Annotated in this window: 19 protein-coding genes, 1 tRNA gene and 3 pseudogenes; 10 read left to right on the top strand and 13 right to left on the bottom strand. The window is 41.5% G+C overall.

Annotated features, from left to right (window positions below; genetic code table 11):
* Positions 1 to 29 precede the first annotated feature (29 nt).
* Together AACU32_RS23020 and AACU32_RS23015 are read right to left on the bottom strand one after the other, a co-directional pair.
* On the bottom strand, positions 30 to 1,478 hold the full coding sequence (locus AACU32_RS23020; RefSeq protein ID WP_096603523.1) for a glycoside hydrolase 100 family protein: 1,449 nt from the start codon (positions 1,476 to 1,478) through the stop codon (positions 30 to 32).
* An 816-nt stretch (positions 1,479 to 2,294) separates the two neighbouring features.
* Entirely contained in the window at positions 2,295 to 4,088 is a 1,794-nt protein-coding gene (locus tag AACU32_RS23015; RefSeq protein WP_096603521.1) for a DnaJ domain-containing protein, read from the bottom strand.
* 311 nt (positions 4,089 to 4,399) lie between these two features.
* Between AACU32_RS23015 and AACU32_RS23010 the strand changes: the two genes are divergently transcribed.
* On the top strand, positions 4,400 to 5,596 hold the full coding sequence (locus tag AACU32_RS23010) for a Coenzyme F420 hydrogenase/dehydrogenase, beta subunit C-terminal domain (RefSeq protein ID WP_096603518.1): 1,197 nt from the start codon (positions 4,400 to 4,402) through the stop codon (positions 5,594 to 5,596).
* A 55-nt stretch (positions 5,597 to 5,651) separates the two neighbouring features.
* On the opposite strand, the gene AACU32_RS23005 is transcribed toward AACU32_RS23010, so the two are convergent.
* Together AACU32_RS23005 and AACU32_RS23000 are read right to left on the bottom strand one after the other, a co-directional pair.
* Entirely contained in the window at positions 5,652 to 6,029 is a 378-nt protein-coding gene (locus AACU32_RS23005; RefSeq protein ID WP_096603516.1) for a GxxExxY protein, read from the bottom strand.
* Between the two features lie 91 nt (positions 6,030 to 6,120).
* Positions 6,121 to 7,350 (bottom strand): methionine gamma-lyase family protein, encoded by a 1,230-nt coding sequence (locus AACU32_RS23000; RefSeq protein ID WP_096603515.1) that lies wholly within the window; start codon positions 7,348 to 7,350, stop codon positions 6,121 to 6,123.
* Between the two features lie 59 nt (positions 7,351 to 7,409).
* Here AACU32_RS23000 and AACU32_RS22995 point away from each other — a divergent pair, with 59 nt between their 5' ends.
* From AACU32_RS22995 to AACU32_RS22960, 8 genes are all read left to right on the top strand, one after another.
* Positions 7,410 to 8,228, top strand: coding sequence for an acyl-CoA desaturase (locus AACU32_RS22995; protein WP_096603513.1), 819 nt, complete (start codon positions 7,410 to 7,412; stop codon positions 8,226 to 8,228).
* A 217-nt stretch (positions 8,229 to 8,445) separates the two neighbouring features.
* Entirely contained in the window at positions 8,446 to 9,498 is a 1,053-nt protein-coding gene (locus tag AACU32_RS22990) for a fatty acid desaturase (protein WP_096603512.1), read from the top strand.
* Between the two features lie 256 nt (positions 9,499 to 9,754).
* Complete coding sequence (locus tag AACU32_RS22985) at positions 9,755 to 10,867, top strand: fatty acid desaturase (RefSeq protein ID WP_445223188.1); 1,113 nt, start codon at positions 9,755 to 9,757, stop codon at positions 10,865 to 10,867.
* 105 nt (positions 10,868 to 10,972) lie between these two features.
* Positions 10,973 to 12,094 (top strand): fatty acid desaturase family protein, encoded by a 1,122-nt coding sequence (locus tag AACU32_RS22980; protein WP_096603510.1) that lies wholly within the window; start codon positions 10,973 to 10,975, stop codon positions 12,092 to 12,094.
* Positions 12,095 to 12,478: 384 nt separating this feature from the next.
* Positions 12,479 to 13,387, top strand: a complete 909-nt coding sequence (locus AACU32_RS22975; RefSeq protein ID WP_096603508.1) for a DUF1350 family protein — start codon at positions 12,479 to 12,481, stop codon at positions 13,385 to 13,387.
* A 225-nt stretch (positions 13,388 to 13,612) separates the two neighbouring features.
* A complete protein-coding gene (locus AACU32_RS22970) occupies positions 13,613 to 14,503 on the top strand; it encodes a hypothetical protein (protein WP_096603506.1) in 891 nt (296 codons plus the stop codon).
* 6 nt (positions 14,504 to 14,509) lie between these two features.
* Entirely contained in the window at positions 14,510 to 15,217 is a 708-nt protein-coding gene (locus AACU32_RS22965) for a hypothetical protein (protein WP_096603505.1), read from the top strand.
* A complete protein-coding gene (locus AACU32_RS22960; RefSeq protein WP_096603503.1) occupies positions 15,211 to 16,146 on the top strand; it encodes an ATP-grasp domain-containing protein in 936 nt (311 codons plus the stop codon). Before AACU32_RS22965 ends, AACU32_RS22960 begins: the two co-directional genes overlap by 7 nt.
* 464 nt (positions 16,147 to 16,610) lie before the next feature.
* On the opposite strand, the gene AACU32_RS22955 is transcribed toward AACU32_RS22960, so the two are convergent.
* The 5 genes from AACU32_RS22955 to psbZ all read right to left on the bottom strand — a co-directional run bounded on the left by AACU32_RS22955 (position 16,611) and on the right by psbZ (position 20,258).
* Complete coding sequence (locus AACU32_RS22955; protein WP_096603502.1) at positions 16,611 to 17,876, bottom strand: glutamate-5-semialdehyde dehydrogenase; 1,266 nt, start codon at positions 17,874 to 17,876, stop codon at positions 16,611 to 16,613.
* Positions 17,877 to 17,879: 3 nt separating this feature from the next.
* A complete protein-coding gene (locus AACU32_RS22950) occupies positions 17,880 to 18,287 on the bottom strand; it encodes a hypothetical protein (protein ID WP_096603500.1) in 408 nt (135 codons plus the stop codon).
* 780 nt (positions 18,288 to 19,067) lie between these two features.
* A tRNA-Gly gene (locus AACU32_RS22945) sits at positions 19,068 to 19,139 on the bottom strand.
* Positions 19,140 to 19,304: 165 nt separating this feature from the next.
* Complete coding sequence (gene ribH, locus AACU32_RS22940; protein WP_096603499.1) at positions 19,305 to 19,883, bottom strand: 6,7-dimethyl-8-ribityllumazine synthase; 579 nt, start codon at positions 19,881 to 19,883, stop codon at positions 19,305 to 19,307.
* A 186-nt stretch (positions 19,884 to 20,069) separates the two neighbouring features.
* Positions 20,070 to 20,258: a photosystem II reaction center protein PsbZ gene (gene psbZ, locus AACU32_RS22935; RefSeq protein ID WP_096603497.1), complete on the bottom strand. Its 189-nt coding sequence runs from the start codon at positions 20,256 to 20,258 to the stop codon at positions 20,070 to 20,072.
* A 412-nt stretch (positions 20,259 to 20,670) separates the two neighbouring features.
* On the opposite strand from psbZ, the gene AACU32_RS22930 reads away from it, so the two are divergent.
* Positions 20,671 to 23,382, top strand: a complete 2,712-nt coding sequence (locus AACU32_RS22930) for a CBS domain-containing protein (protein WP_096603496.1) — start codon at positions 20,671 to 20,673, stop codon at positions 23,380 to 23,382.
* A 162-nt stretch (positions 23,383 to 23,544) separates the two neighbouring features.
* Here the strand turns inward: AACU32_RS22930 and AACU32_RS22925 are convergent.
* From AACU32_RS22925 to AACU32_RS22910, 4 genes and pseudogenes are all read right to left on the bottom strand, one after another.
* Positions 23,545 to 23,871: pseudogene (locus tag AACU32_RS22925) on the bottom strand (XisI protein).
* Positions 23,868 to 23,990 (bottom strand): annotated as a pseudogene (locus AACU32_RS22920) (element excision factor XisH family protein); the annotation flags it as partial. The pseudogenes AACU32_RS22925 and AACU32_RS22920, both read right to left, overlap by 4 nt.
* Positions 23,991 to 24,220: 230 nt before the next feature.
* A pseudogene (locus AACU32_RS22915) lies at positions 24,221 to 24,456 on the bottom strand (element excision factor XisH family protein).
* A 110-nt stretch (positions 24,457 to 24,566) separates the two neighbouring features.
* Positions 24,567 to 25,763, bottom strand: a complete 1,197-nt coding sequence (locus AACU32_RS22910; protein ID WP_096603494.1) for a site-2 protease family protein — start codon at positions 25,761 to 25,763, stop codon at positions 24,567 to 24,569.
* Between the last annotated feature and the right edge of the window lie 278 nt (positions 25,764 to 26,041).

Below are 26,041 nucleotides of genomic sequence, written 5' to 3'. Positions count from 1 at the left end.
TTATTTTTCGTAGCAATAGAATCATGCTGCTATCGAGGCATGTATGGATCTATACTGCCAATTTCAAACTCACATGCTCTAGAAACTGCTTCAGGGGATAATTCATCAAAACTCACTAATCGTAAATAACTGGGGTTAGCTGTCAGTTCTTTGGCTAATAAAAATCCAGCAATTGACCAAGTTTGATATTTCCTCGCTTGCTTACCAATCAATCGTCCTTTTTTACCATCGTAATATTCTGGCCATTCATCTTCACTCAGACGTGTTTGGGCAAGTTCAATCGCCTTTTTCCCCAAATCTGTTTTGTTAGTTTTTACAGCAGCAGCAGCTAACATCCACATCAACACAGGCCAGCTGCCAGCATTATGATAAGACCAGGGAATATTTTTCGGATCGCAGCCGGTAACAATTCTATACTCTTCATGTTCCAATGCTGGAAAACAAATTTTCATGGGCATATCTCCCACTAAATCGTCCCAGCGTTCTTCAATTAGAGTCATAATCGCTTGTGACTGTTCTTCAGTAGCTAAGTCAGAAACGATCGCCATCAAATTCCCAAGTGAAAAGAAGCGTGTATCTAGTTGCGAAGGGCCTACATTACCAGCTAAATAACCACCTTTTTTTGGCAACCATTTGTCCAATTCATAATAGGGAAGAGAGTCTACATATATATTGAATAAATTGACTGCTCCTTTGCCATACTCTTCACTCTTGAAGCGGTAAATTGCATTCAGTCGATTAATATCTATCCAATAATGTTGACGAATATGACCGCATAAAAGAGGTAAGCGATTATCAATTGCTGCTACAACATCTTGATTACCTTGACAAATTAGCAATTCGCGAGCAGCACGCAGAGCCGTATAAAATAAAACTTGAATTTCTAGAGGATGACCATATATACCCAAACGCCGGTCAATCATACAAGCGCCATCTGGAACTAATAGCGTTGGGTACATATCAAAGCGGTTCGCCAAGCAGATTTCCATAATCAACCTGATACCGTTTTGGAATTCAGGTTGATAGGCTATGGAATAATCTTTCGTGGCGACTACATAAGCACGCAACAAAATAATCCACCAGAGACAGGAGTCTACAGGTGTAACTCGTGCGATCGCGTGTTCGCCAAAATCAGCTTCTAGATATTCCTCTCCATTGAGAGAGACAACTTTAAAGCTAGCTGGAATTAAACCTCTTCCTGGCTTATATGCATCTAACGCCCTTTCTTTAGGCTGTAACTTTAAAGTTTCTTCGAGAAAATTGCGGACAATTTCCGTTTTACCCTTAATCAGAAAAATCAGAGCCGAAGAAACAAAATCTCGGACAAAGCATTGGTCGTAATTTAGAGCCTCTACAGACGGATCGTATGCGGCCAAAGTCCCAATAGGGCGACCTTGATAATAGATAATCGACTTTTCTATTGCTTGCCAAGCTTCTTCTTGTATATTGTCAGCTATTACCAATTCGTTTAGTTGCATCGCCAGAATAACTCCACTAGGATTGTAAATTGATGGTAGATGCGTTTTGATTTATGCTGCTATTGCGATCATAACAAAGACGATTTTTTCAATAGCAAATAGAATTTGGGAATAAATGATGAAATCTCAAAAATATGTCTGTAACTGCCAATTTTTTTTGCAGATTGACTGACAGTTAATATGCTTTTAAGCAATGAGCATTTTGGTGAAGGGCAATTTTGGCTCTTTCACCTTCAGCAATAATATTACTTTTACAGCAGTTACGCAAAATATATTTTTAAATTTTTGACCAAGATTTTCTATCTAGAAAGCTTGATGTGACAACAAAAAATATATTTCTAGCACTGTTTAAGATTTCCTTAAAAATATCACTAGTTACAGTATCTCTATTAAGTAGGATTTAGATTTTGAAACTACAAAATTAATTTATTCCCCTATAACTTAATAATTTATAATGTTTTTTCAAAATATGCAATATAAGTAATTAAATTTTTTTAAAAGTCAATCCTTCTTAAGGGTTATATATTCTAACCTACATATTCATTAAGTGGCGAGCCTCTCGAAGTAAGTAGCTAAAAGACAAGGTATACCAGAGTTAGAAACAACAAATCTTTATATGCTTGCTCACAAAGCAAAAATAGCTCATATTAGGCGAATTTAAAGTAATGTTTGTAACAATAAAAAAATTTATCAAGATTTAGATTCAGCTAGCGACGGTGCTATTTGCTGGAGTTAAGTCTCACCCATAGACATAGACCCAAAGGAAGAGAGTAGGGATGGAAAGGCACTTGCATCTGTGCCAATTGGCAGCTTAAATTAATAAACTCTGCTCTGAATGTTACTTTGCCATTGCTCCAGAAACTTTTGATAAGCCTGATTCAGTGCTTGCATTGAGGTTTTAGCATTCTCAGAATTATTAACATCAGGATGATACAATCTAGCTAATCGACGGTAAGCAAGCTTCACATCTTTGGGATGAGCCTCTCGATCTACGCCCAAAACTTCCCACCATGACCCAGAAAGTATAGTGTCGAGTGTGAATTTATCAAAGCTTGGAGTTTGTTGCCAAATCTTGACTGTACCATTATTACCGCCACCGATCAGGGTTTTGCCATCAGGACTAAAAGCTACGGGACTACGACCACAAAAAGTTTGTATTAGTTCCCCTGTTTGGATATGCCAAATGTTGATCGCACCATCGCTGCTACTGGCTAAGGTTTTACCATCGCTGCTGAGGCTAATAGATAAAACCGCCGTCGAGTGTCCAGTCATGGTGCAGAGTAATTCGCCAGTGTTGAGATTCCAGAGTTTAATTGTGGTGTCTGTACTACCACTAATCAAAGTTTGACTATCAGTACTAATAGCAATTGTATTCACTGCTCCTAAATGTGAAGATAAAATAGAGCGCTGTTTCCAAGTTTCGACATCCCAAATTCTGATAGTTTTATCCGCACTACCACTAACAATAGTTTTGCCATCAGGACTAAAATTCACAGTGAAAACTGCATCTAAATGTCCATTTAAGGTACATTTTATTGTTCCAGTATAGCTGCCCCAAATTCTGATAGTTTTATCATTACTACCACTCGCAATGTATTTACCATCAGGGCTAAAGGCTACTGAGTGAACAAAACCATTATGGCTGTAGGGAGAGTTTAAATAAGAAAATGTACGTAAGAATTTTCTTGTATCTATCTGCCAACTGCTAATTTTGCGATCGACACTACCACTGATAATTTTCTGTCCATCGGGACTAATAGCCACAGATAAAACAGCCTCTGCTTGTCCAGAGAAAGTATACAGCCATTTTCCGGTGGTTAAATTCCAGAGATGAACTTGTCTATCATTACTGCCAGTAACAAGGATATTACCATCAGGACTAATAGCGATCGCATTCACTGCTGCTAAGTGTCCCTTAAGTGTGTTCACACATTTCCAAGCTTGAGTGACTGAGGTTGTGACAGGAATTATTTTTGTTTGAATTTTGGGAGTCTCAGGTTGGGGATTAACAAATTTATCATCCTGCGGTTTCTTTTTTTCTTTTAATTCAGCCTTCAATGCTTGCAACTCATCTTCAATTTCCAAAGCAGCAAATTTTTGATTGAGATCCTCACCAGATAAAAATGCCTCCAACTCCATCACTGCTGCGGCATAATAATCCATCTGTAAGACTTTATCTTCCATTCGTTCAAAAACCTGTGTGGGAGTTTCCCGAATTTCCGATTCATCTAAAAGCTTGGCGATACCATAAGCAGCGAGTCCCACTACCGCACCAACCCCTACCATAGGTACTGTACCAATACCAAACGCCAGCCCTATTTTTGGTGCAACCAATCCCATACCACCCACGACGCTAGAAAAGCCAGCACCACCAACTGCGCCAATTCCCATTGCACCAAAAGCAGCTGCATCTCCTTGTGCTATGGCTGTAAAAGCGCCATAGACTGCTGCACCACCCACAGCACCAATCCCAACTACTGGAACTGTACCAATTCCAACTGCACCAAATCCTCCGCCTAACCCCATCCCGCCAACTGTTGCGGAAACACCAGCGCCTGTTATGCTGCCTCCAACAATAAATGCTGCACCTGTTTGAGAATTTTTAGTCACTGTATATTAATTTGGAGAATCTCTTTATCAACGATGCTCCAGATAAAAAACAGATGAGAATGGAAAAAATACTTAAAACTTTGTCTATCTTCTTCAGGTTCAATTTCTATAGTGAAGTTCATAGCCTCTGACAGAACCAGAAAAACAGACAAGCCCCTAAATCTACTTATGGTTAACATAGATTGGCACAAAACACAAATCCTAGATATGCGGATTGTCATCGCTAAATTTTGAATTTTGAATTTTGAATTCCTCGAAGGGGTTGACGGTATTGTAGTAAAAGCGATGCCTGGATAAAACAAAGAATTTATATGACTTCGGTTTCTCCTCATAAAAAAGCCAAAGCCTTAAAACCCACTAGCCGCCGCCCTGCTAAGGAACTGTGCAGCGAGTGCGGACTGTGCGACACATACTACATTCACTACGTCAAAGAAGCCTGTGCCTTCATCAATCAGCAAATAGGCGAACTAGAAGCACAAACCCACACCCGCCCCCGCAATCTCGATAATCCCGATGAACTCTACTTTGGTGTTCATCAAGACATGATGGCGGCGCGGAAACAGCAGCCCATCGAAGGGGCACAGTGGACAGGTATTGTAAGTTCCCTTGCCATTGAAATGCTGAATCGCAGGCTAGTTGAAGGTGTTGTCTGCGTGCAAAACACCAAAGAAGACCGCTTTCAACCGATGCCCATCATCGCCCGTACCCCAGAGGAAATACTGGCAGCCAGAGTAAACAAACCAACACTTTCACCCAATCTCTCAGTTTTAGAGCAAATAGAAAAATCTGGGATGAAACGGCTGTTAGTGATTGGAGTTGGTTGCCAAATCCAGGCATTAAGAGCCGTAGAAAAACAGCTAGGCTTAGAAAAGCTGTATGTATTAGGTACACCTTGCGTAGATAATGTTACCCGCGCCGGACTGCAAAAATTCTTAGAAACCACCAGCCGATCGCCTGATACAGTCGTGCATTACGAATTCATGCAAGACTTCCGCGTTCACTTCAAACATGAGGACGGCTCTACAGAAACTGTGCCGTTCTTTGGCTTAAAGACCAATAAACTCAAAGATGTCTTTGCCCCCTCATGCATGAGTTGCTTTGATTACGTGAATTCTCTAGCAGATTTAGTTGTCGGCTACATGGGCGCACCCTTTGGCTGGCAATGGATTGTAGTTAGAAATGATACAGGAAAAGAAATGCTGGACTTGGTAAAAGACCAGTTAGACACCCAACCTGTGATGTCCCAAGGTAATCGGAAAGAAGCTGTACAACAAAGCATTCCAGCTTACGATAAAGCTGTAACTCTTCCCATGTGGGCAGCAAAATTGATGGGGGTGGTAATTGAGAAAATTGGCCCGAAAGGTCTGGAATATGCCCGATTTTCGATTGATTCTCACTTTACGCGGAATTACCTGTATGTGAAGCGGAATCACCCGGAGAAGTTGGAAGCCCATGTGCCGGAATATGCTAAACGGATCGTTGAGCAGTATAAGTTACCGGAAGAATAGCTCACGCAAAGGCGCAAAGACGCAAAGGAATGCTTAATGTCTTTGCGTCGGAGTTTTATAAACCGTTGACAACTCTGGAAATTCCGTCTTTGATTAGCAAGGCTCCAAAGTTGATGAGTAAGCCAAGGCGCTTGTTAGCAAGGCGAAGATGGGTTAACAATTGCTTTTTGTGTACCGGATGTAATGTTTCTACAGATTTGTTTTCGACAATTACCTTGTCTTCAACAATCAAGTCTGCCCGAAAACCCACCTCCAAATGCACATCTTCGTAAATAACAGGTATTGGTTTCTCCACTTCTACCCGCAAACCTCGCTTTCGTAACTCATATACCATAGCCGCTTGATACACAGACTCCAGTAAACCAGGCCCCAAAGTAGTGTGAACCTTGTAAGCAGCATCAACAATTTCCTTAGCAATCTCATTCTCATGCATCTTTCTTTGCGCCTACCCTTCGGGAAGCCACTTCGTGTCTATGCGCCTTTGCGTGAGACAATCCTAACTCATGTTACTTATGTGACCATCATCAAGCAGACCCCACAGCTTCTATCGCGGCTTCCAATGCGATCGCAACATGCGTCCAATGCGTCCCCCCTTGGCAATAAACCACATACGGTTCACGCAAAGGCCCATCTGCGGAAAATTCCAAAGTACTGCCCTCGATAAATGTTCCCCCAGCCATGACTACCTGGCTCTCATACCCCGGCATTTCATCGGGGATGGGGTCGAGGTAGGAACCGATAGGAGAATTCTGTTGTACGGCTTTACAGAAGGCTATGAGCTTTTGGGCTGAACCGAGTTTAATTGCCTGAATGACATCGCGGCGGGGGGCAAATGGGGCAGGATTGACCGGATAACCAAGTTTGTCAAAGACGTAACCCGTGAGGTGAGTGCCTTTCATCGCCTCTCCCACCATCTGCGGGGCAAGAAATAAGCCTTGGAATAACAGCCGATTTTGGTCAAAGGTAGCACCGCCATAACTACCAATACCCGGGGCGGTGAGGCGACAGGCGGCGGCTTCTACTAAGTCAGCACGACCGGCAACATAACCACCGGCGGTGACAATCGTCCCACCAGGATTTTTAATCAATGAACCCGCCATTAAATCAGCACCGACATCTGTGGGTTCTTTGGTTTCAATAAATTCGCCGTAGCAGTTGTCTACAAAGCAAACGGTGTGGGGGTTTTGCTGTTTAACTAATTGGACAATTTTTTCAATATCGGCAATAGATAAACTAGGTCGCCAGGAATAGCCACAGGAACGTTGAATTAATACTAAACGAGTGCGATCGCCCACACTAGTACTTAGGGCTTGCCAATCTATAGTTCCGTCCGCAGTTAAGTCTAATTGGCGGTAATTTATGCCAAACTCAATAAGGGAGCCTTGTCCTTGACCCCTTAAACCAATGACTTCTTCGAGCGTATCGTAGGGAGAACCGACCACTGCTAACATTTCATCTCCAGGACGTAGCACACCAAATAAGGCACAAGCGATCGCGTGAGTCCCAGAAACAAACTGCACCCGCACTGCCGCAGCTTCGGCACCCATTACTTGGGCAAATACTTTATCTAAAGTTTCTCTTCCTAAATCATCGTGACCGTAGCCACTTACACCTGCAAAGTGGTGTGCGCCTACACGTTGGTGACGAAAGGCATTTAGCACTCGTTGAAGATTTTGCTTGACCTGAGCGTCAATTCCAGAAAAAATCTCTAACAGTGCCTGTTCTGCTTGCCGCAGCTGTTCCAAGCTGTTCATTGGTTCCTCATTAAAAAAAAATAGCGCAGATTAGGCTTAACATTTCCTACAGGTTTCTCATGACAATTGCTACCTCAACCAAACTTACAATTAACTGGGTTAATACCCTATTCTTCGCTGCATTGCACATCGGAGCGCTGTTTGCCTTGCTTCCTAGTAACTTTAGCTGGAGTGCAGTTGGTGTCGGTTTATTGCTCTACTGGATAACTGGTGGTTTAGGTATTACTCTAGGTTTTCACCGCTTGGTTACCCATCGCAGTTTTCAAACTCCCAAGTGGTTGGAATATCTATTGGTGCTTTTCGGAACTCTCTCTTGTCAAGGCGGGCCAATTGAGTGGATAGGCACACACCGTATCCATCATCTACACTCGGATACTGAAAAAGACCCCCATGATTCTAATAAGGGTTTTTGGTGGAGCCATATGGGTTGGCTGATTTATCACGCACCCGCTCACGCTGAAGTTCCTCGCTTCACTAAAGACATTATCGATGACCCAGTTTATCAGTTTTTGCAAAAATATTTTATTCTCCTCCAGGTGGCGCTAGGTTTGTTGCTATTGGCGATCGGCGGTTGGCCGATGGTTGTTTGGGGAATTTTTGTGCGCATTGTTTGGGTTTACCACTGTACTTGGTTAGTAAATAGTGCTACACATAAATTTGGTTACCGTAGCCATGAATCTGGCGATCGCTCGACCAATTGCTGGTGGGTAGCTTTACTAGTGTTTGGCGAAGGCTGGCACAATAATCACCATGCTTTCCAATACTCAGCTCGTCACGGCTTGGAATGGTGGGAAATAGATCTGACTTGGATGACTATTCAATTGCTACAAGTGCTTGGTCTGGCGACAAATGTGAAGCTGGCAGATAAAAAGTCCTAACTTCAGTCATTGTGGTCAGTCAAACCTTGACATTGCACAGGTGACTGTACAAAGTTAATGAGTGACGCAATTTTTCTAGCAACTGAGATATTAATTTACTAATTCCGCAAAAAGGATAGCTTAGGTTGCTATAATCCGAAACGCAAATGTTAAGAAATTTTGCGGCAAGCCACTTTGTGGTGTGTTGGTGATAGATTTTGTTGTTTTTCAGGTTTTCATGACTACATCAATAATCAAAAATCAAAAACAAGCTTATGACCTGGGTAATTCCGACCTAAGGCTAAAAGATATTATTAAAACCTTGCCAAAGGAGTGCTTTCAAAAAAATAGGCGTAAAGCTTGGACGAATGTGGCGACTGCTGTTTTGATGGTGGCTTTAGGCTACTTCAGCTTAGCTATTTCTCCTTGGTTTCTCCTGCCCTTTGCTTGGATTTTTACAGGCACTGCTTTAACAGGTTTTTTTGTCATCGCTCATGATTGTGGTCATCGTTCGTTTGCTAACCGTCGCTGGGTAAATGATTTGGTAGGGCATGTATTACTGCTACCTTTGATTTATCCATTTCACAGTTGGCGTATTAAGCATAATTATCACCATAAGCATACAAATAAGCTGGATGAGGACAACGCTTGGCATCCAATTAGAACAGAAGTATTTGAAAGTTGGGGGCCATTCCGCCGTTCAGCTTTTGAAGGCTTTATGCGTAACCGCCTCTGGTGGGTAGGTTCTATTGGACATTGGGCAGTTGTACATTTTGATTGGCGTAATTTCAAAACTAAAGACCAATCCAGTGTTAAGCTTTCTGTGGCTGTGGTAGTCCTATTTGCCGCAGTTGCTTTCCCCTTACTCATCGCGACAACTGGTATCTGGGGATTTGTCAAATTTTGGCTTTTACCCTGGATGGTTTATCATTTTTGGATGAGTACTTTCACAATTGTTCACCATACGACCTTTGATGTTCCTTTTGTGGCAGCTAACAAGTGGAATGAAGCCATAGCACAACTAGCTGGCACTATTCATTGTGATTACCCACGCTGGATAGAATTTCTCTGCCACGATATCAATGTTCACGTACCTCATCATATTTCTACTGCAATTCCTTCTTATAATCTGCGGCTAGCTTACAGCAGCATCAAAGAGAATTGGGGGGCTTACCTGCACGATGAGAGCAAATTCTCTTGGGCATTAATGAAACAAATTACAGACAAATGTCAACTGTACGTCACTGATGTTGGCTACACAACTTTTGACGAATATTATGCAGGGCGATAACTCAAAGATTAAGTATGTATAACTTGGGAAGTTTTATATTCTTCCCGAAAGTTATACGTTAATCTGCATTGTGATTTCACCTTGTTTAGTGATTTTAATTCTGGCAGTTCCTACTGATGAACATTGTTCAGGAAGTTGCCAGAAAAAATCCTCATGCGGGTTAATGAGAACAGAAATATCTCTAAACATGACCATTGCAGAGGTAACATTTCCTTGTTCATAGCAAGGCTAGAGAATTTATATTTCATAGAATCCAGTGCCATCAAATAGTATCCCAGTCGATAGCGTTAAGCTAATCCATCCCCCTAGCTCACAATCATCTGAAGATTCCACAAAACTACCCTTTACCCTTCAGGAATTAAAAGCTGCAATCCCACCTGAATGCTTTCAGCCTCAGTTAGGGAAATCTCTGTTCTACTTTTTTCGCGATATCCTCATTATTGGTCTACTCTACGCAGTTGCTAATTATCTGGATTCTTGGTATGTCTGGCCTATTTTCTGGCTCATGCAAGGAACAATGTTTTGGGCTTTGTTTGTAGTTGGACATGACTGCGGACATCAATCTTTTTCTAAAAAGAAATGGCTCAATGATTTGATTGGACATCTTGCTCACACACCAATACTTGTCCCTTATCACGGTTGGCGAATTAGCCACAGAACCCACCACCTTAATACTGGCAATCTTGATAATGATGAAAGCTGGTATCCTGTGAGCGAATCACAGTACAAAAAAATGCCGTGGGAAGAAAAGATAGTCCGATATTATCTGTTTTTCTTAGCTTATCCGCTATATCTGTTCAAGCGTTCTCCTAATAAAGAAGGTTCCCACTTTTTGCCCAGTAGCCCACTTTTCAAATCATCGGAAAAATGGGATGTGATTACCAGCACTGTACTATGCACTTGCATGGTAGCCTTGCTTGGGGTTCTCACATATCAATGGGGTTGGATATGGTTGTTGAAAAATTACGCCGTACCATACATTGTGTTTGTAATGTGGTTAGATGTGGTGACATTCTTGCATCATACCGAGCCAGATATTCCCTGGTATCGTGGAGAAGATTGGACTTTCCTTAAAGGTGCTATTTCTACCATTGACCGCAATTACGGTTTGATCAATCATATCCATCACGATATCGGTACTCATGTAGCTCACCATATCTTCCTGAATATCCCTCACTACAATTTGCTCAAGGCAACGGAGGCAATTAAACCCATTATGGGCGAATATTTCCGTGAGTCTCAAGAACCAATTTGGAAATCCCTATGGCATTCCTGTATTAACTGTCATTTTGTACCTGATACCGGAAGCAAAGTTTACTACACATCGAATAGTAAACGTTTTAAAGGTGCATCAATAGACAGCCTTTGATGCACTGAATCACAGGCGTAGCTCAGGAGATTTGAAGTTTATTATTACTGCATATCTCCCTACGCTTTTTTATTTTTTGACCTGACATTTACGTGAGTAAATTTTATGACAACAACACCAGAAACGAGAGTTACTTTTACAAAAAACTTTGGTTTTAGAAAAGAACTCAATAAACGAGTTGATGCTTACTTTAAATCTAATAACATTGCTACACGAGATAATCCAGCAATGTACTTGAAAACATTCATTATTGCAGTTTGGGTCATTTCTGCTTGGACATTTACTCTCTTCGGCCCACCGGAAACCTGGCTAAAAATTCTTGGCTGTATTGTTTTAGGTTTGGGTATTGCTGCTGTAGGGTTTAGTGTCGGACATGATGCTAATCATGGTGGTTATTCAAGTAAAAAATGGGTCAATACTCTAATAGGTTCTATATATGACGTAATTGGATTATCTAGTTATTTGTGGCGATTTCGGCATAATTTTTTACATCATACTTATACAAATATTTTAGGTCATGATGTGGAAATACATGGTGATGGCTTAGTGCGCATGACTCCCTATATGGAGCATCAATGGTATCACAGGTTTCAACATATATTTATTCTATCTATATATACAATCATCCCAATTTATTGGTCTTTTGCTGATATTAATATCATTCTGTTTAAGCGTAAATATCACTCCCATGTGGTTCCTGCACCCAAACCGCTAGATATGCTGATTCTTTTTAGCGGTAAAATCATTTGGCTGGCACTGTTTATCGGAATACCCATTGCTGTTGGATACAGTCCAATACAAACCCTCGTAGGATTTCTTATTACTTACATGACCTATGGGTTTTGGATTTGTATAGTTTTCATGCTGGCTCATGTGATGGATACAGCAGAGTTTATCCAACCAGATGGGAAACCAGAAGAAATTGATGATGAATGGGCAATTTTTCAAATTAGAACTACTGTTGATTTTGCTCCTAAAAATCACTTTTTGAATTGGTATTTAGGTGGACTCAATTATCAAGTTGTGCATCATTTATTTCCCCAAGTTTGCCATATTCACTATCCAAAAATTGCTCCTATTTTGGCAGAATTGTGTGATGAGTATGGGGTGAAGTATAATGTTTGCCCAACATTTACATCAGCACTTGTTTCTAATTTTCGCTGGCTGAAATATTTAGGAACTACACCAAATGCAGAATATACAGTTTTACCTTTAGTCAAGAACTAACCAAATTTTTGATTTGTCGTTGCTGGGGACATAGTATTACTATGTCCCTAGTTTTTTGATAACTAACGTATACTAAAAGTAATAATAAATACATCTTCGCCACAGTATTAATAACATAAAAAGTACCCTTAGAGGTACTTTTTTTAATTAGTAAAAATGTTTAGTTTATAACTAACAATTACTGCATTAATCGTCATTAATCGCAAAGATATCAATAGTTGTACAAGTAGTATAACCTCTCTGCCTGCGGTTCCTGATTTAGAAATTCGTGGGTATGTGGAGATTGTTATTTTACCTAATTCTTATGCTTCGATCACAAGACTGTAATGATATCACAAAACGATATTTGTTCACAAACTTAAGTTTAGAGGAGAGCTTCTGACAATGGATGCTAAGTTTGAATTAAAACCTTTGTACTTTAACTGGGTGGCTCTACATCCACAGCCCATTGGTGTCATCCAATTTATCGGTGGTGCTTTTTTTGGGACTTTCCCCACAATTTTTTATCGATATCTGTTCCAAAAATTGTTTGAACAAGGATATACAATAGTTGCGTTACCTTTTAGATTTAGTTTTCGCCATTGGTCAGTTGCTATTGGTTTAGCCCAAGACCAAGTTGAACTGCGTAAAGTTCTTCTTCAAGAAGCAAAGCATCTAGGTTATGATTATACACTTTATCAAGAAGATTCCCAAGTTCAGGATGGAAATTACTTCTGGTTAGGACATAGTTTGGGATGCAAGTATATTGCACTTCTCGAAATACTTAGTGATTTGGAAGTTAAGGAAATTCAAGATATTCTTGGTAAATGTGTTGGAGAAAAGCAATATCAAGAAATTGAAAACCAGTTACAAGCTACTTGGAGCAATCTCGATAAGCTTTTGATCAAAGGCCAGCCTTCTCTATTAATGGCACCTACCATAACTGATTTGGGTGGCGCTATTCCTCATCGGTTTCTAGCATTGGCAAAATTTATAGAAAATAAGTTGGGTTTAAAAGTACTACCTACCGTTGAGCAAACTCACTGTTTAATTGAACGTAGCAGCTTATTCAACCTGACTGGGCTGATTGCATTTGCTCACGATTCAATCGCCTCAGCCACAGTTGATTGGTTGAAACCATATCTATCTACTAAGAAGTTTGATTTACTCTTTGAGGAGTTTTCCAATCAGGAGTTTGTTGTTGCACACCTGACTCCATTAGGAATGCTCAAAGGTAATCCAATTCTGATTGATAAAATCCTGATGTTTTTTGCTGAGTTAAGCACAAGAGCAACAAAGCCGAGTGTAAGTTGAGCGTAAAACTGGATTTTTTATAGTGATCGTGAGTGCGATCACTAACTCTAAACTTCCCAAGTTACTGCAATTGTACCAAAAATTGCCGCTTTACTGAAAAACTGGGTTTAAAGCTCCCTCTTCATAATATGGCTTTGATATTGCTCAATATTACCCTCATGGGTACTATGCGTTCATAGAGCTAGGTAGTTAAGTTTGATATGTAGTTTCTCTGTAAACAAATATATGACAGACATCTCAAACGGAATCATCAAACAAAAACTAACTTTAGTTTCCACCTTTGAACTACTTGTCAAGCCAATTACCCCTGTTACTGCTCCTGGTACTGAAGCTGTTGCTCGCACAGTTGTCCAAGGTTACTTTTTGACTATTGCTAATACTAGCAATTCTGATGTCAAACTGACGTTGCGATTTACTGCAACTACACCAGAATTAAATGTAGCAGACACAGTGACCATCAGCGATGTTCAAGGAACTAATGACTTTAGCGATCTAGTACCTGTTCCTGGCGATCCTAGCAGATTTACTTTTACTGTAGGCATTCGAGCTAATGACACAGGTTTGATTACCTTACTGCCCGATGTTACCAAGATAGATATCATCAAAGCAGCAAAACTAGAGATTCGCGGATATGTGGAAATCTTAGTCAATTCTCCTTCTGCGGCTACCCCAGTTAACCTGCTATTGACACCTGAACATAGAGGCACATTCCTGCCTAAGAATTTGGCGGCTGCCAATGCTGACTTCGATCAATTGGCGTATTCTATACCCACATCTACTGGTGGCAGCCTGTTTACGCTTTCAGGGCCAGTGTTGAAAATAAGCAAGGAACTGAAGATAGAAGTCAAAGAATTCGAGAAAGTTCAGAAAGATAAAGACTTGGAGAAAGTTCAAGCCGAGAAAGTTCAAGTTGAGAAACTTCCGGAATTAGATCAACTGGCAAATCCAATTCCTGTAGATGGGGCAAATGACTTACAACGGCTAATTGGTCTGATGGCTCAACGTCTCGATCAAATAGAACAGCAAACGGCTAATGGCCAAAACGGGCAGTCTTTTATCCAAGCTAAAGAACGCCCAAGTGTTGGTCAGCAAGTAGTTAATCAACCCAAGAATTAAACCAGGGTGTTAGTTGTTGTCGCCAGTCGCCATGACAAAGCCGCCGAGGCGCTGGTTGCTAATTGGGCGGCTGATGGTGCCAGCCTCCTGACACCGGAAGATTTGTCAGTGGTTGGATGGCGACACTACTTAAATCCGACTGAGGATTCTACAGCAGTGGTAGGTAAGTATGCGATCGCTCTTGAGCAAATTACTGGCGTTCTCTCTCGCCTACCCGCTATTTATGAACAGGAACTTTTGCACATTGTCTCTGAAGACCGGGCATATGTTGCCGGGGAAATGAATGCCTTTTTGATTGCTTGGCTGTCTAGCTTAAAATGTCCAGTCTTGAATAGACCAACCCCAACATATTTATTGGGGCCTGCTTGGCGACCTGAACAATGGGCTTATACAGCTGCTCAACTGGGTATTCCAGTACGTCCAGTACGAAGGCAAAGTTCGCTGTTGGCTAATGTCCCTCCCCAGGCGATCGCAAAACCTGGGGTAAAAGTGACGGTAGTAGGCGATCGCTGCTTAGGTGAAGTTGACGAACAGCTAAAAGTTCATGCTAGACGGCTGGCTGATGCTGCTCAAGTTGATTTGTTGACAGTTCATTTTAGCAGCAGTGAATCAAGAGCAGAGTTTTTGGGCGCTGAGTTGTGGACTGATATTTCTGCACCAGAAGTAGGCGATGCCATATTTGAGTATCTGAGTGGAGGTGATGCCAAATGTTGATTTTGTTGTGGGGTATTTCCGAAGAATCTCCTTTAGCAGTAGTCCACTCAGAACTAACTCGTTTGGGCATACCTACAGTCATGCTCGACCAACGAGATATTTTAGATACGGAAATCGAACTTTGTGTAGGCGATTTACAGCTACCAGTTCAAGGGCAAATTCGGACTTGGTATCAAAAAATCGACTTGAGTGAAATTACCGCAGCCTACTTGCGCCCTTACGACTCACGCCGCCTTCCCCAAATTGCCGGATCTGGTGCAAATAGTCCAGCTTGGCAACATGCGATCGCTGTTGATGATGCTTTGATGTGCTGGTCTGAAATTACACCTGCGTTTGTTGTCAATCGTCCGTCAGCAATGGCTGCTAATGGCTCCAAACCTTACCAGCTAGAGCAAATTCGCTCTTCTTGCTTCAAAGTTCCCGAAACTCTTGTCACCACAGATCCCGAAGCTGTGCGAGCTTTTTGGGAACTCCACGGTAATGTCATTTATAAATCAATCAGTGGTATCCGTAGCAAAGTCTCCCGTCTGGGAGTTGAGCATCTGAAGCGACTTGAGAATGTATCTTGGTGTCCGACTCAGTTCCAACAGTACATACCTGGTAGAGATTATCGCGTTCATGTTGTCGGGAGGGAAGTTTTCGCCAGCGAGATCATTTCCCAAGCTGATGATTATCGTTATGCAGCACAGGATGATGAGTCTACAGAAATTCGTGCTTGTTGTCTTCCCCAAGAAGTAGAACAGCAGTGCAGAGTATTGGCAAAAGCCATCAATTTACCTCTTTGCGGCATCGATTTGCGCCGGACACCAACGGGTGAATGGTACTGCTTTGAGGTTAATCCTTCGCCGGGATTTACTTACTACCAACAGTTTACAGATCAACCAATTAGTACCGCGATCGCTAATTTACTAGTAGGCAAAAATCGGTGATGATGAAGCTGTAGCTGAAATTTTGAGTCAATTTACCAAAAGAAAGGTTTTTACCTGTGTGCAGAAATATTTAATGCACACGTAAACTGGGCTATAGCTAACAGTACCTACAACAAAAATCAGGCAAACAAAGTCATGAGTTCCCTCTTTAACTTCTGATTTTGCAACGCCAATTTTTCTGTAAGTTTGTGGATGTTGGCGAGCGCCTGAAAAAATACTTTGAGGGGTGAGGTGCGATCGCTCTTTATTTATCTTTTTTAAGATATTTCTTCCTTATCGATTATATGCTACCAAATTGGGAATTTGCTGTCAATCCCATTTTCTACTTAATTTTTTCGCCTTGATTAATCAGTTGAGGGTGGGGTTTAAATCCCCATGCAAAACATTCTGTTCCTTGTTGCCCGTTAAGAGTTCCCTCTTTAACTCCCTTGTTCCCCTTCCCTTGTCCCCAATTCCCCATTCCCCTAAAACCGCCCATTCCCTTGGATAATATGCTTAACTGTCGTCAAGGTTTCCAGGCTAATAAATCCCCGGCGATGACCTTTTTGATTTGACATTCCTAAGAATATCGAGTCTCCCCGTGAGGGATTGCGGGAAAACCGGGGGGAAGCGTTGATATAGGTAGAGGCGCTGTTTACCCCTAAGGCAAACTGGCGACTTTCTTGATAAGATTCGGTGACAATGCAGTCAGCATGACCGCTACTGTATTGATTAATCCAAGCGATCGCAGCTTCTAAGCTATCTACTAGTTTAAAAGCTACTGTCTTGGTTAAATAGGCGGTTCCCCATTCGGCTTCTTTCGCCAGCTGTAATTGGGGAAAGGCTTCTACTAATTCAGCATCACCTTTGACTTCAAAGCCTTTATCCTTTAAACTATTCCATAAAACTGCTAAGGATGACGGTAAAGCTTGGCGATGAATTAAGACTTTTTCAATGGCGTTGACTGGATCAGGCTCACTTTCATGGCTATCGATAATCATCCAGCGCACCATTTCTAAGCTGCTATTGAGCGACCAGTAAAGGTAGCAGTTGCCCATTGCTGACTTTAACACTGGGCAAGTTGCTTGTCGCATGACTTGCTGTACCAAGGTGGAACGCCCGTAGGGAATGACTAAATTCAAGTATTGGTCTTGAACGACTAAATCCCGCACCGAAGCACCATGTTCTGTGGTAATCAGTTCTAGACAGCCTGCTGGTAGCCCAACCTCAGTAATCGCACTTTGAAGAACATTAGCGATCGCTTCGTTAGAATGACTAGCCTCAGTGCTGCCTTTAAGAATAATACTATTTCCAGTTTTGATACAGAACCCAGCTGCGATCGCCCCTAAATCGGGGAATGCTTCATAAATAAAGCCGATAACTCCTAAAGGCATTAGCTGGGAGTAACTTTGAGAATCATCTTGTTGATACTCAGCGTTTCTCACCCGCCGCAGTGGATCTGATAATTCCCCTAACCGTTGTAAGATTTCCACAGTCGTTTCTAGCCGTGTCGGAGTTAATTTCAGCCAATCTAAAATCAACTCTGGCACTGCCATTTCTCGGCTTGCTTCTAGATCTAAAGTGTTAGCCTCTAAAATGTCATCAAAGGCGCGTTCTATCGCCCGCGCCATTGCCAACACAGCACGAGAGCGGTCTACTCCTTTTGCGATCCCCAGCTTGAGGGAAGCTTGGTAAGCGCGTTTAGCGCTATTCATTGGTTCAGGGAGATCATCCAAAACTTCAACGGTCATTGGTTAACGTCTGTAGGTAAGCCAGACCATTAGTGCTGGCAAAATAGCCAGTAGTACCGCCACCATTGCCCAAGCAATAATGGTGGAACCATTTGCTAATCGCAGTGCTAATGGTAGCCATATAATCACTAGCACGAAAATAATGCCCAGCGCTATCGGTAGATAGCTTTCTCCTAGTCGCGGATGGACAATATGCCAACTATTACTCACCCAACGCCAAGCACGCTTGTAAGGGTAGGTGGTGGAAAGTTGCTCTAGGATATAAGGATCATTTTCCACCACAAAAATCTGTTGACAGCGATCGCAACCAAAAGCATCTGTCAGGGTAATCGGAATTAACCGCCCCCGGCGACGGCAAGGACAGGGATATTCCGTATTGAAGTCTATTTTTTCAGGTTTTTGAGATTGCACAAGCGTTCTAATAACTTGAGCTTATTTTTTACAATATGTGAAAATAAAATTCCCGGCTCTATGCCTTGGGTACTGGTTTTCTGATTTTCCAGATTGATACAGATAGTTAGGTGTAGCCAATACTGCTGTGATTCCCAAGGATAGATCAGGCTCAATCGGGCTGTCTTAACTACTATCTCTTATGTTCGGGTGTTTGAGCAGAGGTTATCTGCCTGCTGTTGTTCCCTATATGGGGCAATCTTGTTTAAGGATTTTCTTCTCTTCATCTTAAAAGCTAATTTTAGTGATGTTCTTAGACATTTCTGCTTTTTGAATATGGCACAGTTTTCAGTTTACGTGGCGACATCTCATAAAACAACCGTTCTCTGAGACTAACCCAGTAAGTAATTATTACCAGTAAATCAACTACTTAGCTTTTCCCAGTGCCTTTGTTTAGAAGGCTCATGACTGATAATTAATTACTCCCCTGTGTATTCATTATTGCTTCTTTTTGGATATTTCTACTCAACTTATCCCCAAAAATTACAGATATTTTTTGAGAACAGGGAGCCTGAAAACATTAGTGAGTTTCTCCGACTCTTGTCCTTGGTAGATTTTGGCTGACTTTACTGCCACAAGGCACTTTGCACCTAACAAATATTGCTATTAATCTAGCCGCCCTTGATCCAGTGTAGTACACTGTACAAAAAACGAATTAATCACATCATTTATTACACATATGAATATTAGCTTAAACTAATTTCATATTCTAAAATCTTATAATTTTCTGGTAATTTTCTAAGCGGGTAACGCGATTCGAACGCGCGACATTCACCTTGGCAAGGTGACGCTCTACCACTGAGCTATACCCGCAATCTCAACACATTTATTAGAATCTCATATATATTCCTGCTTGTCAATCCCCTGATTGAAGTTTTTAGTTAAGGATTGGTGACTAGGGGCAGGAGGCAAGGGGAATGAGGAGGACAGGGGGACAAGGAGGGAAAATAACAAATGCCCCATGCCCCATGCCCGATTTCAACCCAATTCTTCAGATTCCGGGGAAAAATTGCCTATAGTGGCGCTGGGGAAAGAAGCTGGCAGAGATTGGCTATTGAGAGCGTATGGTTCTGCGAGATTCGAGCGCAATTGCCGCATCAGGCTAGCCATTTCTAAGGCATTCATCGCGTATTCCCAGCCATGATTGCTTTTTATCCCGGCTCTTTCTAAGGCTTGCTGCATCGTGTCTACTGTCAAGATGCCAAAAATTACCGGTACACCAGTTTGGAAGCTGGCAGCGGCAATGCCTTTGGCGACTTCGGAAGAGACATAATCAAAATGAGGTGTTTGTCCGCGAATGACAGCACCTAGACAAATGATCGCGTCATAGCGATGAGAAAGTGCTAGTTGGCGGGCGACTACTGGGACTTCAAAGCTACCAGGAACCCAAACGTAGTCAACTTGATTACCGTGGGGGTTGGGATCTACACCGTGGCGTTTCAAGCAATCTTGACATCCCTCTAACAGCTTTACTGTAACAAGGTCATTAAATCGACCAATTACCAACGCAAACCGCAAAGGTTCTGTTTGAGTAAAAGTTCCCTCAAAAACTGCCATGATTGCCTCTTTACAAACTATACTTCAAGGCTAATATACATTTCTTCTGAAAATATATAAGAGCAGAGGAACACAATCAGCCAAAAATAACAAGGTGAAAAAATAAATTCACCTTCATTACTTTTTAGCTTAGCTCTTCTGCTCTTGTAGTATCTCTGCTATTTAACTGCCTAAGTAAGCGATCGCCTACACTACAAAAAAGTTTAATACTCCAACTAAAAGTACCAAGGCAATCCAAACTCCAGAACCAAGCCAGAGTAGCTTTTTAGACTCCACCCAATTTTGGGGTGTAGCATAGGCAACGGGAACGCCAATCACTAATACAAAAGACAGCAAAACCAGTCCTAACAAAGCGATTTGGAATATTATGGTCATTTTTGCTTCTCCCAATCCAGCGAATTACTAAAGTTGACTTTCTCACCGCTATCAGCGAAGCTTTAGCGGGAGATTCTTGCTTCATCGGGTTTGTCTAGCATTAGGTCATCTCTGTCCTAAAACCTCGTCCAGATTCCCCTCCACAAGCATCTGTTTAAAGTTCACTGACTATCCGCCAGCAAACCAGAAAATATTTATCCTATAGAATATAGAATATCGTACAAGGCAACACTGAGATTTTTCCACGCCACTTGCTCCACTTGGGGAGACCCCAAGAACGCAGTGGCTCTTATTTGTTAAACTACCAGAAATTGCGTCACTATAGTCATTAATGAGATCTCAAAAGTCCAAAGTCCATTAACCATTGACCATTGACCATTGACTCTTGACTGTTGACTCTTGAACCTTGACTATGGACTTAATTCTTTGCCACACTACAGCTGATTTTGACGCACTGGGAGCGGCGGTAGGGCTGACGCGATTAAAACCAGGTAGCAAAATTGTACTAACTGGTGGTGCGCATCCGCCTGTACGAGATTTTTTGGCGCTGCATCGGGATGAGTATCCCCTGATTGAAAGACGTTCGGTGAATCCGGAAAAAATTCGTTCCATAACTGTAGTCGATACTCAACAGCGCGATCGCTTGGGTAAGGCTGCTGAATGGTTAGATTTACCTCATGTCAAGGAAATTATCGTTTATGACCATCACCTCGGTCTGGAATTAGATTTTTCTGCTACACAAACCCATATTTCTCCTGTGGGAGCCACCACAACTTTAATGGTGGAACAATTGCAACAGCGGCAAATCTCCCTCACACCTGCTGAAGCTACTGTTATGGCTTTGGGTATCCACGTTGATACAGGCTCTTTAACCTACGAACAAGCGACACCAAGGGATGCTTTAGCTTTGGCTTGGTTGATGCAACAAGGAACCAGTTTGTCTGTGATTTCTACTTACAGAGACCCTGGTTTATCGCCACAATTGCAACAGCTTTTAACCAAGGCGTTAGATAAATTAGAATATCTTTGTTTGCGTGGATATACGATTGCTTGGGTAACTTTGCAAACTAATGGATTTGTGCCCGGTTTATCGAGTCTCGCCTCTCAATTGGTAGAATTAACAGAAATAGATGCTTTATTATTGGCAAATGAATATCCTTTATCAGAGGATGATTCACGCTTAACGATCATTGGGCGATCGCAAATTCCCCAAACAAATCTCAATAACTTATTCCAACCTCTAGGCGGTGGTGGACATTCCCAAGCCGCATCGCTGAATTTACGCGGTGTTGATTCCGAAGCAATTTTAAAACAACTCTTAGACGAGTTCAAAGCTTCGATTCCCCATCCCCCCACAGCCAGAGACTTGATGTCCTCCCCTGTCCGTACTATTCGCCCTGACACTACAATTACAGAAGCACAGCGGATTTTGTTGCGTTATGGGCACTCTGGGTTATCTGTAGTCGATAGCACAGGGCAACTTTTAGGTATTGTTTCGCGAAGAGATATTGATATCGCCCTACACCACGGTTTTAGTCATGCGCCAGTCAAAGGCTACATGACAACAAATGTTAAAACCATTACACCGGAAACGACATTACCCCAAATTGAAGCTTTGATGGTGACTTATGATATTGGACGCTTACCAGTATTAGACCAAGGACAGTTAGTCGGGATTGTTACCCGTACTGATGTATTGCGGGAACTACATCAAGAAGAAGATAAAGGGACTTGGGAACAAGGAGAACAAGGGACTTTTTTACTCTCCGAGTCTCCCCGTCCCAAACTCTCTCTATCTGCTTCTTTGACTCCCCAATTATGGCAGTTACTCACCCAAGCATCACAAGCAGCGGAAAAGCGAGGTTGGCATTTATACCTTGTGGGGGGTGCGGTGCGGGACTGGCTAATAGCAGATAACGCAACTGGAACCTTAATGATTAAAGATATAGACTTAGTAGTTGATGGCTTTCATAAATCAGCAGATGTGGGCGCTGGTGTAGAATTAGCCAAAGAACTGCAACAACTCCACCCAGAAGCCCGCTTAGAAATTCACGGTGCTTTTCAAACTGCTGCCTTGTTATGGCACAAAGATCCAGAATTAGACTCATTATGGGTAGATATTGCCACGGCGAGAACGGAATTTTACCCTTATCCAGCAGCGAATCCAGAAGTAGAAGCCAGTTCAATTCGCCAAGACTTATATCGGCGAGACTTTACCATAAATGCGATCGCACTAAGACTAACTTACCCCCGTGCTGGTGAACTACTTGATTTCTTTGGCGGATTGCTAGATTTACAAGCCAAACAAATTCGGGTTTTACACGCCAACAGCTTTATCGAAGATCCCACCCGCATTTATCGCGGTGTGCGCTTTGCTGTGCGCTTTGGATTTGACATTGAACCACAAACTGAAGACTATATCCGTTATGCCATCAATAGTGGCGTTTACGATCGCACTGCTCAAGAGAATAGCAGAACCCCAGCTTTACAAACTCGCCTCAAAGCCGAATTAAAACACATTCTCGAAGCTCCCTACTGGAAACCTGCTTTACAGTTACTCGATAACTTGGGTGCATTGCAGTGCATTCATCCTAGCCTGAAATTAGATGAAGATATTTTACGCGAACTACGCTTACTAGAACGCTGTTTACAAAAATTTGACCGCCAACAAACATTAATTCATTGGCAAATGCGCTTAGAAGCTTTAATCGCCCATTTATCACCAGAATATCGGGAAAAAGTCGCCAAAAATTTGCAAATGCAAGAGGATAGTATTAGCAGATTGCAAAAATTAGCTAAAATCAAAACTGAAGTCACCACATCATTATCTACTTCTAAACCCCCCAGCCAAATAGTAAATTTACTGCGACATTATGATTTACCAACACTAATTTTAATCGCCTTACAAAGTCCGCGAAAAATCCGGAAGCAGATTTGGTATTATTTAACAGTTTGGGCTAACATTCAACCAATTCTCAATGGAAACGACCTCAAGAAACTTGGTTACAAACCCGGACCCCAATATCGCCAAATCCTCGATGATTTACTAACCGCCACCTTAGATGGCGTGATTAAACATCAAACAGAAGCTCAAGAATTTTTAACCCAGCATTACCCACAATAAGCTAATGTAATTTTAATTTGTATAATTAGGGCGGACAAGATGCCCACCCCACAATAGTTATATAAATTTTAGATATGCAAACTAGAAGTGGTTTAGCTTAAAAGCTCATACCAATACATAAATACGCAAAGAAAAGCCAAAATATAAGTTTTTGCTCAATTATCACTCTACGGCATAAGCGGTGAATTGACGTTTAAAAGGCGAATAAAAACCAATCACAATATCTGAAGCAGGTACACCAAACTCAACCAATTTTTCAGCAATCAGGTCTTCTGTACCGTTATATTGAATCCATATTTTATCATTGGAAATATCAAAATGCATTACAGTCCCAAATACTCGCTTATCGCCATCCTAGCTAATATAGGCTAATTGATAGTGGTCGTTTTCATTATCAAAAATTAGTTGCAATCTTACAGCATCTTTATTAGAACTCATTTGTGCATGTTCTGTCAAAATTTGTTTAATGATTTGGCGATAGAGTTCTATTTTATCAATTGCCGTATCTCCTCGTTTTTAGGATCATAAATTATTAACTTTACTTGATAACGTTGAAGTGAACGTTGCACAAAAGCAAGCTGAAAAAAATCCTGATATGTTTCATTAGGAACAGCTAAATAACCTGAGTTCGGGTTAAGCCAGAAGCTAAAAAGCTTATTCTGTAGGGATTGAGCAAAACTCTAAGTGATAAAAGAAGCAACTAAAGTGGAATTATTTTGTCAATAAGCCTCACAAATGAGACTAATATCAAAAATATGCCTTATCAACCACAGATTAAAACAGCGCTTCAGACTGAACAACGAGAAATCAAGGGTTTTGAGGATTTCTTATCCCGAACTCAGGTTAAATAAACTATTCTATCTGGCTCATGTTCTTCTAATGCTTGACAATAATTAAGATATTGCCCAAGTGCAGTATGAAATTCGTTAATATCTGAACCTGTAATCAAGCTTTTAATTTCAACTCCTCAGCTGCAATGGCATTTTCTGCCGCTAAATCTATCTGTACTTTGACTACTTCGCTAATCCGAATTGTTAACGGATCGTTGGTAATTATCCAGCCATCTTTAATCAAGGCATTTTTACCTGTTGATGGAAAACATCTTTAGCCATTTTAAAAATTTACCATCAAGCTCACGCAAAGACGCAAAGAAAAGGAACTTCTTTGCGCCTTTTGGTGAGAAATTAATTTGTAGTTGACTTAGCGATTGCTCCCAATTGCAAGCCTGATGGATAACTACCATCTTCTTTGATGCGTTTAATTTCGGCATCGGCAATCCGCAAATTGAGTTTTTGTGCTACTGTTCTAACAATATCTCCGCGATCAATTACACCAGCTACCGCACCAGCAGGAGAAAGTACAGTCAGACGAGGTAACTGTTCATTCTCCATTTTGTTAATCACTTCTGCTAAGGAAGTGGATTCTGTAACTGTGGATATTTCTGTTAGGGGATGCACAATACTTTGAAGAGTTTGGGTTTCCCATGCGCTTCTTTCTACTAAGCGTAAATCGTCAATGGAAACCATACCGCGATAACGTCCATCAGCTGCGGCAAAATAAACTTGTGGTGCATTACTATCTAATAGATATGCATCGGCGAAGGAACGCAAAGTCTGATCGGCATCGACTACGCGAAAGTCACGAGTCATAACATCGCTAGCTGGAACTTTCAGTAAGGTTTCTTGTAATGTAGTAACGCTGTCATAGGTGTTGGCGTTGCGAATCCCAAACCAACCTAGCAAGACTATCCACAAACCTAAAGCGAGTTCTCTGGTAAAAAAGTCGATCGCAAATCCGAAGGCGATCGCAGCATAACCCAAAATTTGCCCCGATCTAGCTGCTAAGTGTACTGCTTGAAAGCGATCGCCTGTTACTTTCCATAGTGCTGCTTTTAACACTTGTCCCCCATCTAGAGGTAAACCGGGAATCAGGTTAAACAATGCTACTACTAAGTTTATTCTCGCTAAATCACCTACCATTACACTCATGGGGCTAGTCTCAGGTAAGAAATAACCCAACAGGCGCAGTATAAAGAACAACGCAATACTTACCAAAGGTCCAGCGATCGCTACTTGAAATGCTTTAAAAGGTGTTTTGGATTCTTCTTCGATAGCAGCAATCCCACCAAACAAAAACAGGGTAATCGAATTCACTCTAATCCCTTGCGATCGCGCTACCAAACTATGACCCAATTCGTGTAACAATACCGAAGCAAATAGTAGCAGCGCCATTACCATTCCTGCACTCCAGGCTAGGACACTCCCCCATTCCTGGTACGCTACCCCAAAGTTGAGGGTTGCTAACCCTAAAATTATGAACCACAAAGGATCTAAAAATAGCGGAATTCCAAATAAAGACCCGATTCTCCAATTTGTTTGCATGACATTTTCCTAAAAGTAGATATTTACACTTCCAGATGAAATAAATGATACAAGTTTTTTTATACTGGATATTTGCCTATGAGTGAAGCAGAGAGCGTTCGCCAAAAACATGCTCTCATTTCTAGAATAGACAATTAATCGTATTTAATCACTTTGAGAAAATAAAATTCTTCTACCTGAAGAATCAGCAAATGAGTGGGAAGTCAGCAACCACAATCTCTCAAGTTGCTTTCTTTGACTAACAACCAAAACCACACAATTTATGAAAAAGTGCTGAA

It is taken from the genome of Calothrix sp. NIES-2100, assembly GCF_963875285.1.
GTDB lineage: Bacteria > Cyanobacteriota > Cyanobacteriia > Cyanobacteriales > Nostocaceae > Aulosira.
The sequence above is the reverse complement of the archived record's forward strand: the minus strand, read 5'-3'. Positions and strand labels throughout refer to the sequence as shown.

What these genes read in the sequence shown, in the direction of transcription:
- psbZ (WP_096603497.1), bottom strand. Translation starts at nt 20,258, where the DNA reads ATGACCATAATATTCCAAATCGCTTTGTTAGGACTGGTTTTGCTGTCT.
- AACU32_RS22930 (WP_096603496.1), top strand. Translation starts at nt 20,671, where the DNA reads ATGGACTTAATTCTTTGCCACACTACAGCTGATTTTGACGCACTGGGA.
- AACU32_RS22995 (WP_096603513.1), top strand. Translation starts at nt 7,410, where the DNA reads ATGACAATTGCTACCTCAACCAAACTTACAATTAACTGGGTTAATACC.
- AACU32_RS23000 (WP_096603515.1), bottom strand. Translation starts at nt 7,350, where the DNA reads ATGAACAGCTTGGAACAGCTGCGGCAAGCAGAACAGGCACTGTTAGAG.
- AACU32_RS22960 (WP_096603503.1), top strand. Translation starts at nt 15,211, where the DNA reads ATGTTGATTTTGTTGTGGGGTATTTCCGAAGAATCTCCTTTAGCAGTA.
- AACU32_RS22970 (WP_096603506.1), top strand. Translation starts at nt 13,613, where the DNA reads ATGACAGACATCTCAAACGGAATCATCAAACAAAAACTAACTTTAGTT.
- AACU32_RS22955 (WP_096603502.1), bottom strand. Translation starts at nt 17,876, where the DNA reads ATGACCGTTGAAGTTTTGGATGATCTCCCTGAACCAATGAATAGCGCT.
- AACU32_RS22975 (WP_096603508.1), top strand. Translation starts at nt 12,479, where the DNA reads ATGGATGCTAAGTTTGAATTAAAACCTTTGTACTTTAACTGGGTGGCT.
- ribH (WP_096603499.1), bottom strand. Translation starts at nt 19,883, where the DNA reads ATGGCAGTTTTTGAGGGAACTTTTACTCAAACAGAACCTTTGCGGTTT.
- AACU32_RS23010 (WP_096603518.1), top strand. Translation starts at nt 4,400, where the DNA reads ATGACTTCGGTTTCTCCTCATAAAAAAGCCAAAGCCTTAAAACCCACT.
- AACU32_RS23005 (WP_096603516.1), bottom strand. Translation starts at nt 6,029, where the DNA reads ATGCATGAGAATGAGATTGCTAAGGAAATTGTTGATGCTGCTTACAAG.
- AACU32_RS23020 (WP_096603523.1), bottom strand. Translation starts at nt 1,478, where the DNA reads ATGCAACTAAACGAATTGGTAATAGCTGACAATATACAAGAAGAAGCT.
- AACU32_RS22990 (WP_096603512.1), top strand. Translation starts at nt 8,446, where the DNA reads ATGACTACATCAATAATCAAAAATCAAAAACAAGCTTATGACCTGGGT.
- AACU32_RS22910 (WP_096603494.1), bottom strand. Translation starts at nt 25,763, where the DNA reads ATGCAAACAAATTGGAGAATCGGGTCTTTATTTGGAATTCCGCTATTT.
- AACU32_RS22980 (WP_096603510.1), top strand. Translation starts at nt 10,973, where the DNA reads ATGACAACAACACCAGAAACGAGAGTTACTTTTACAAAAAACTTTGGT.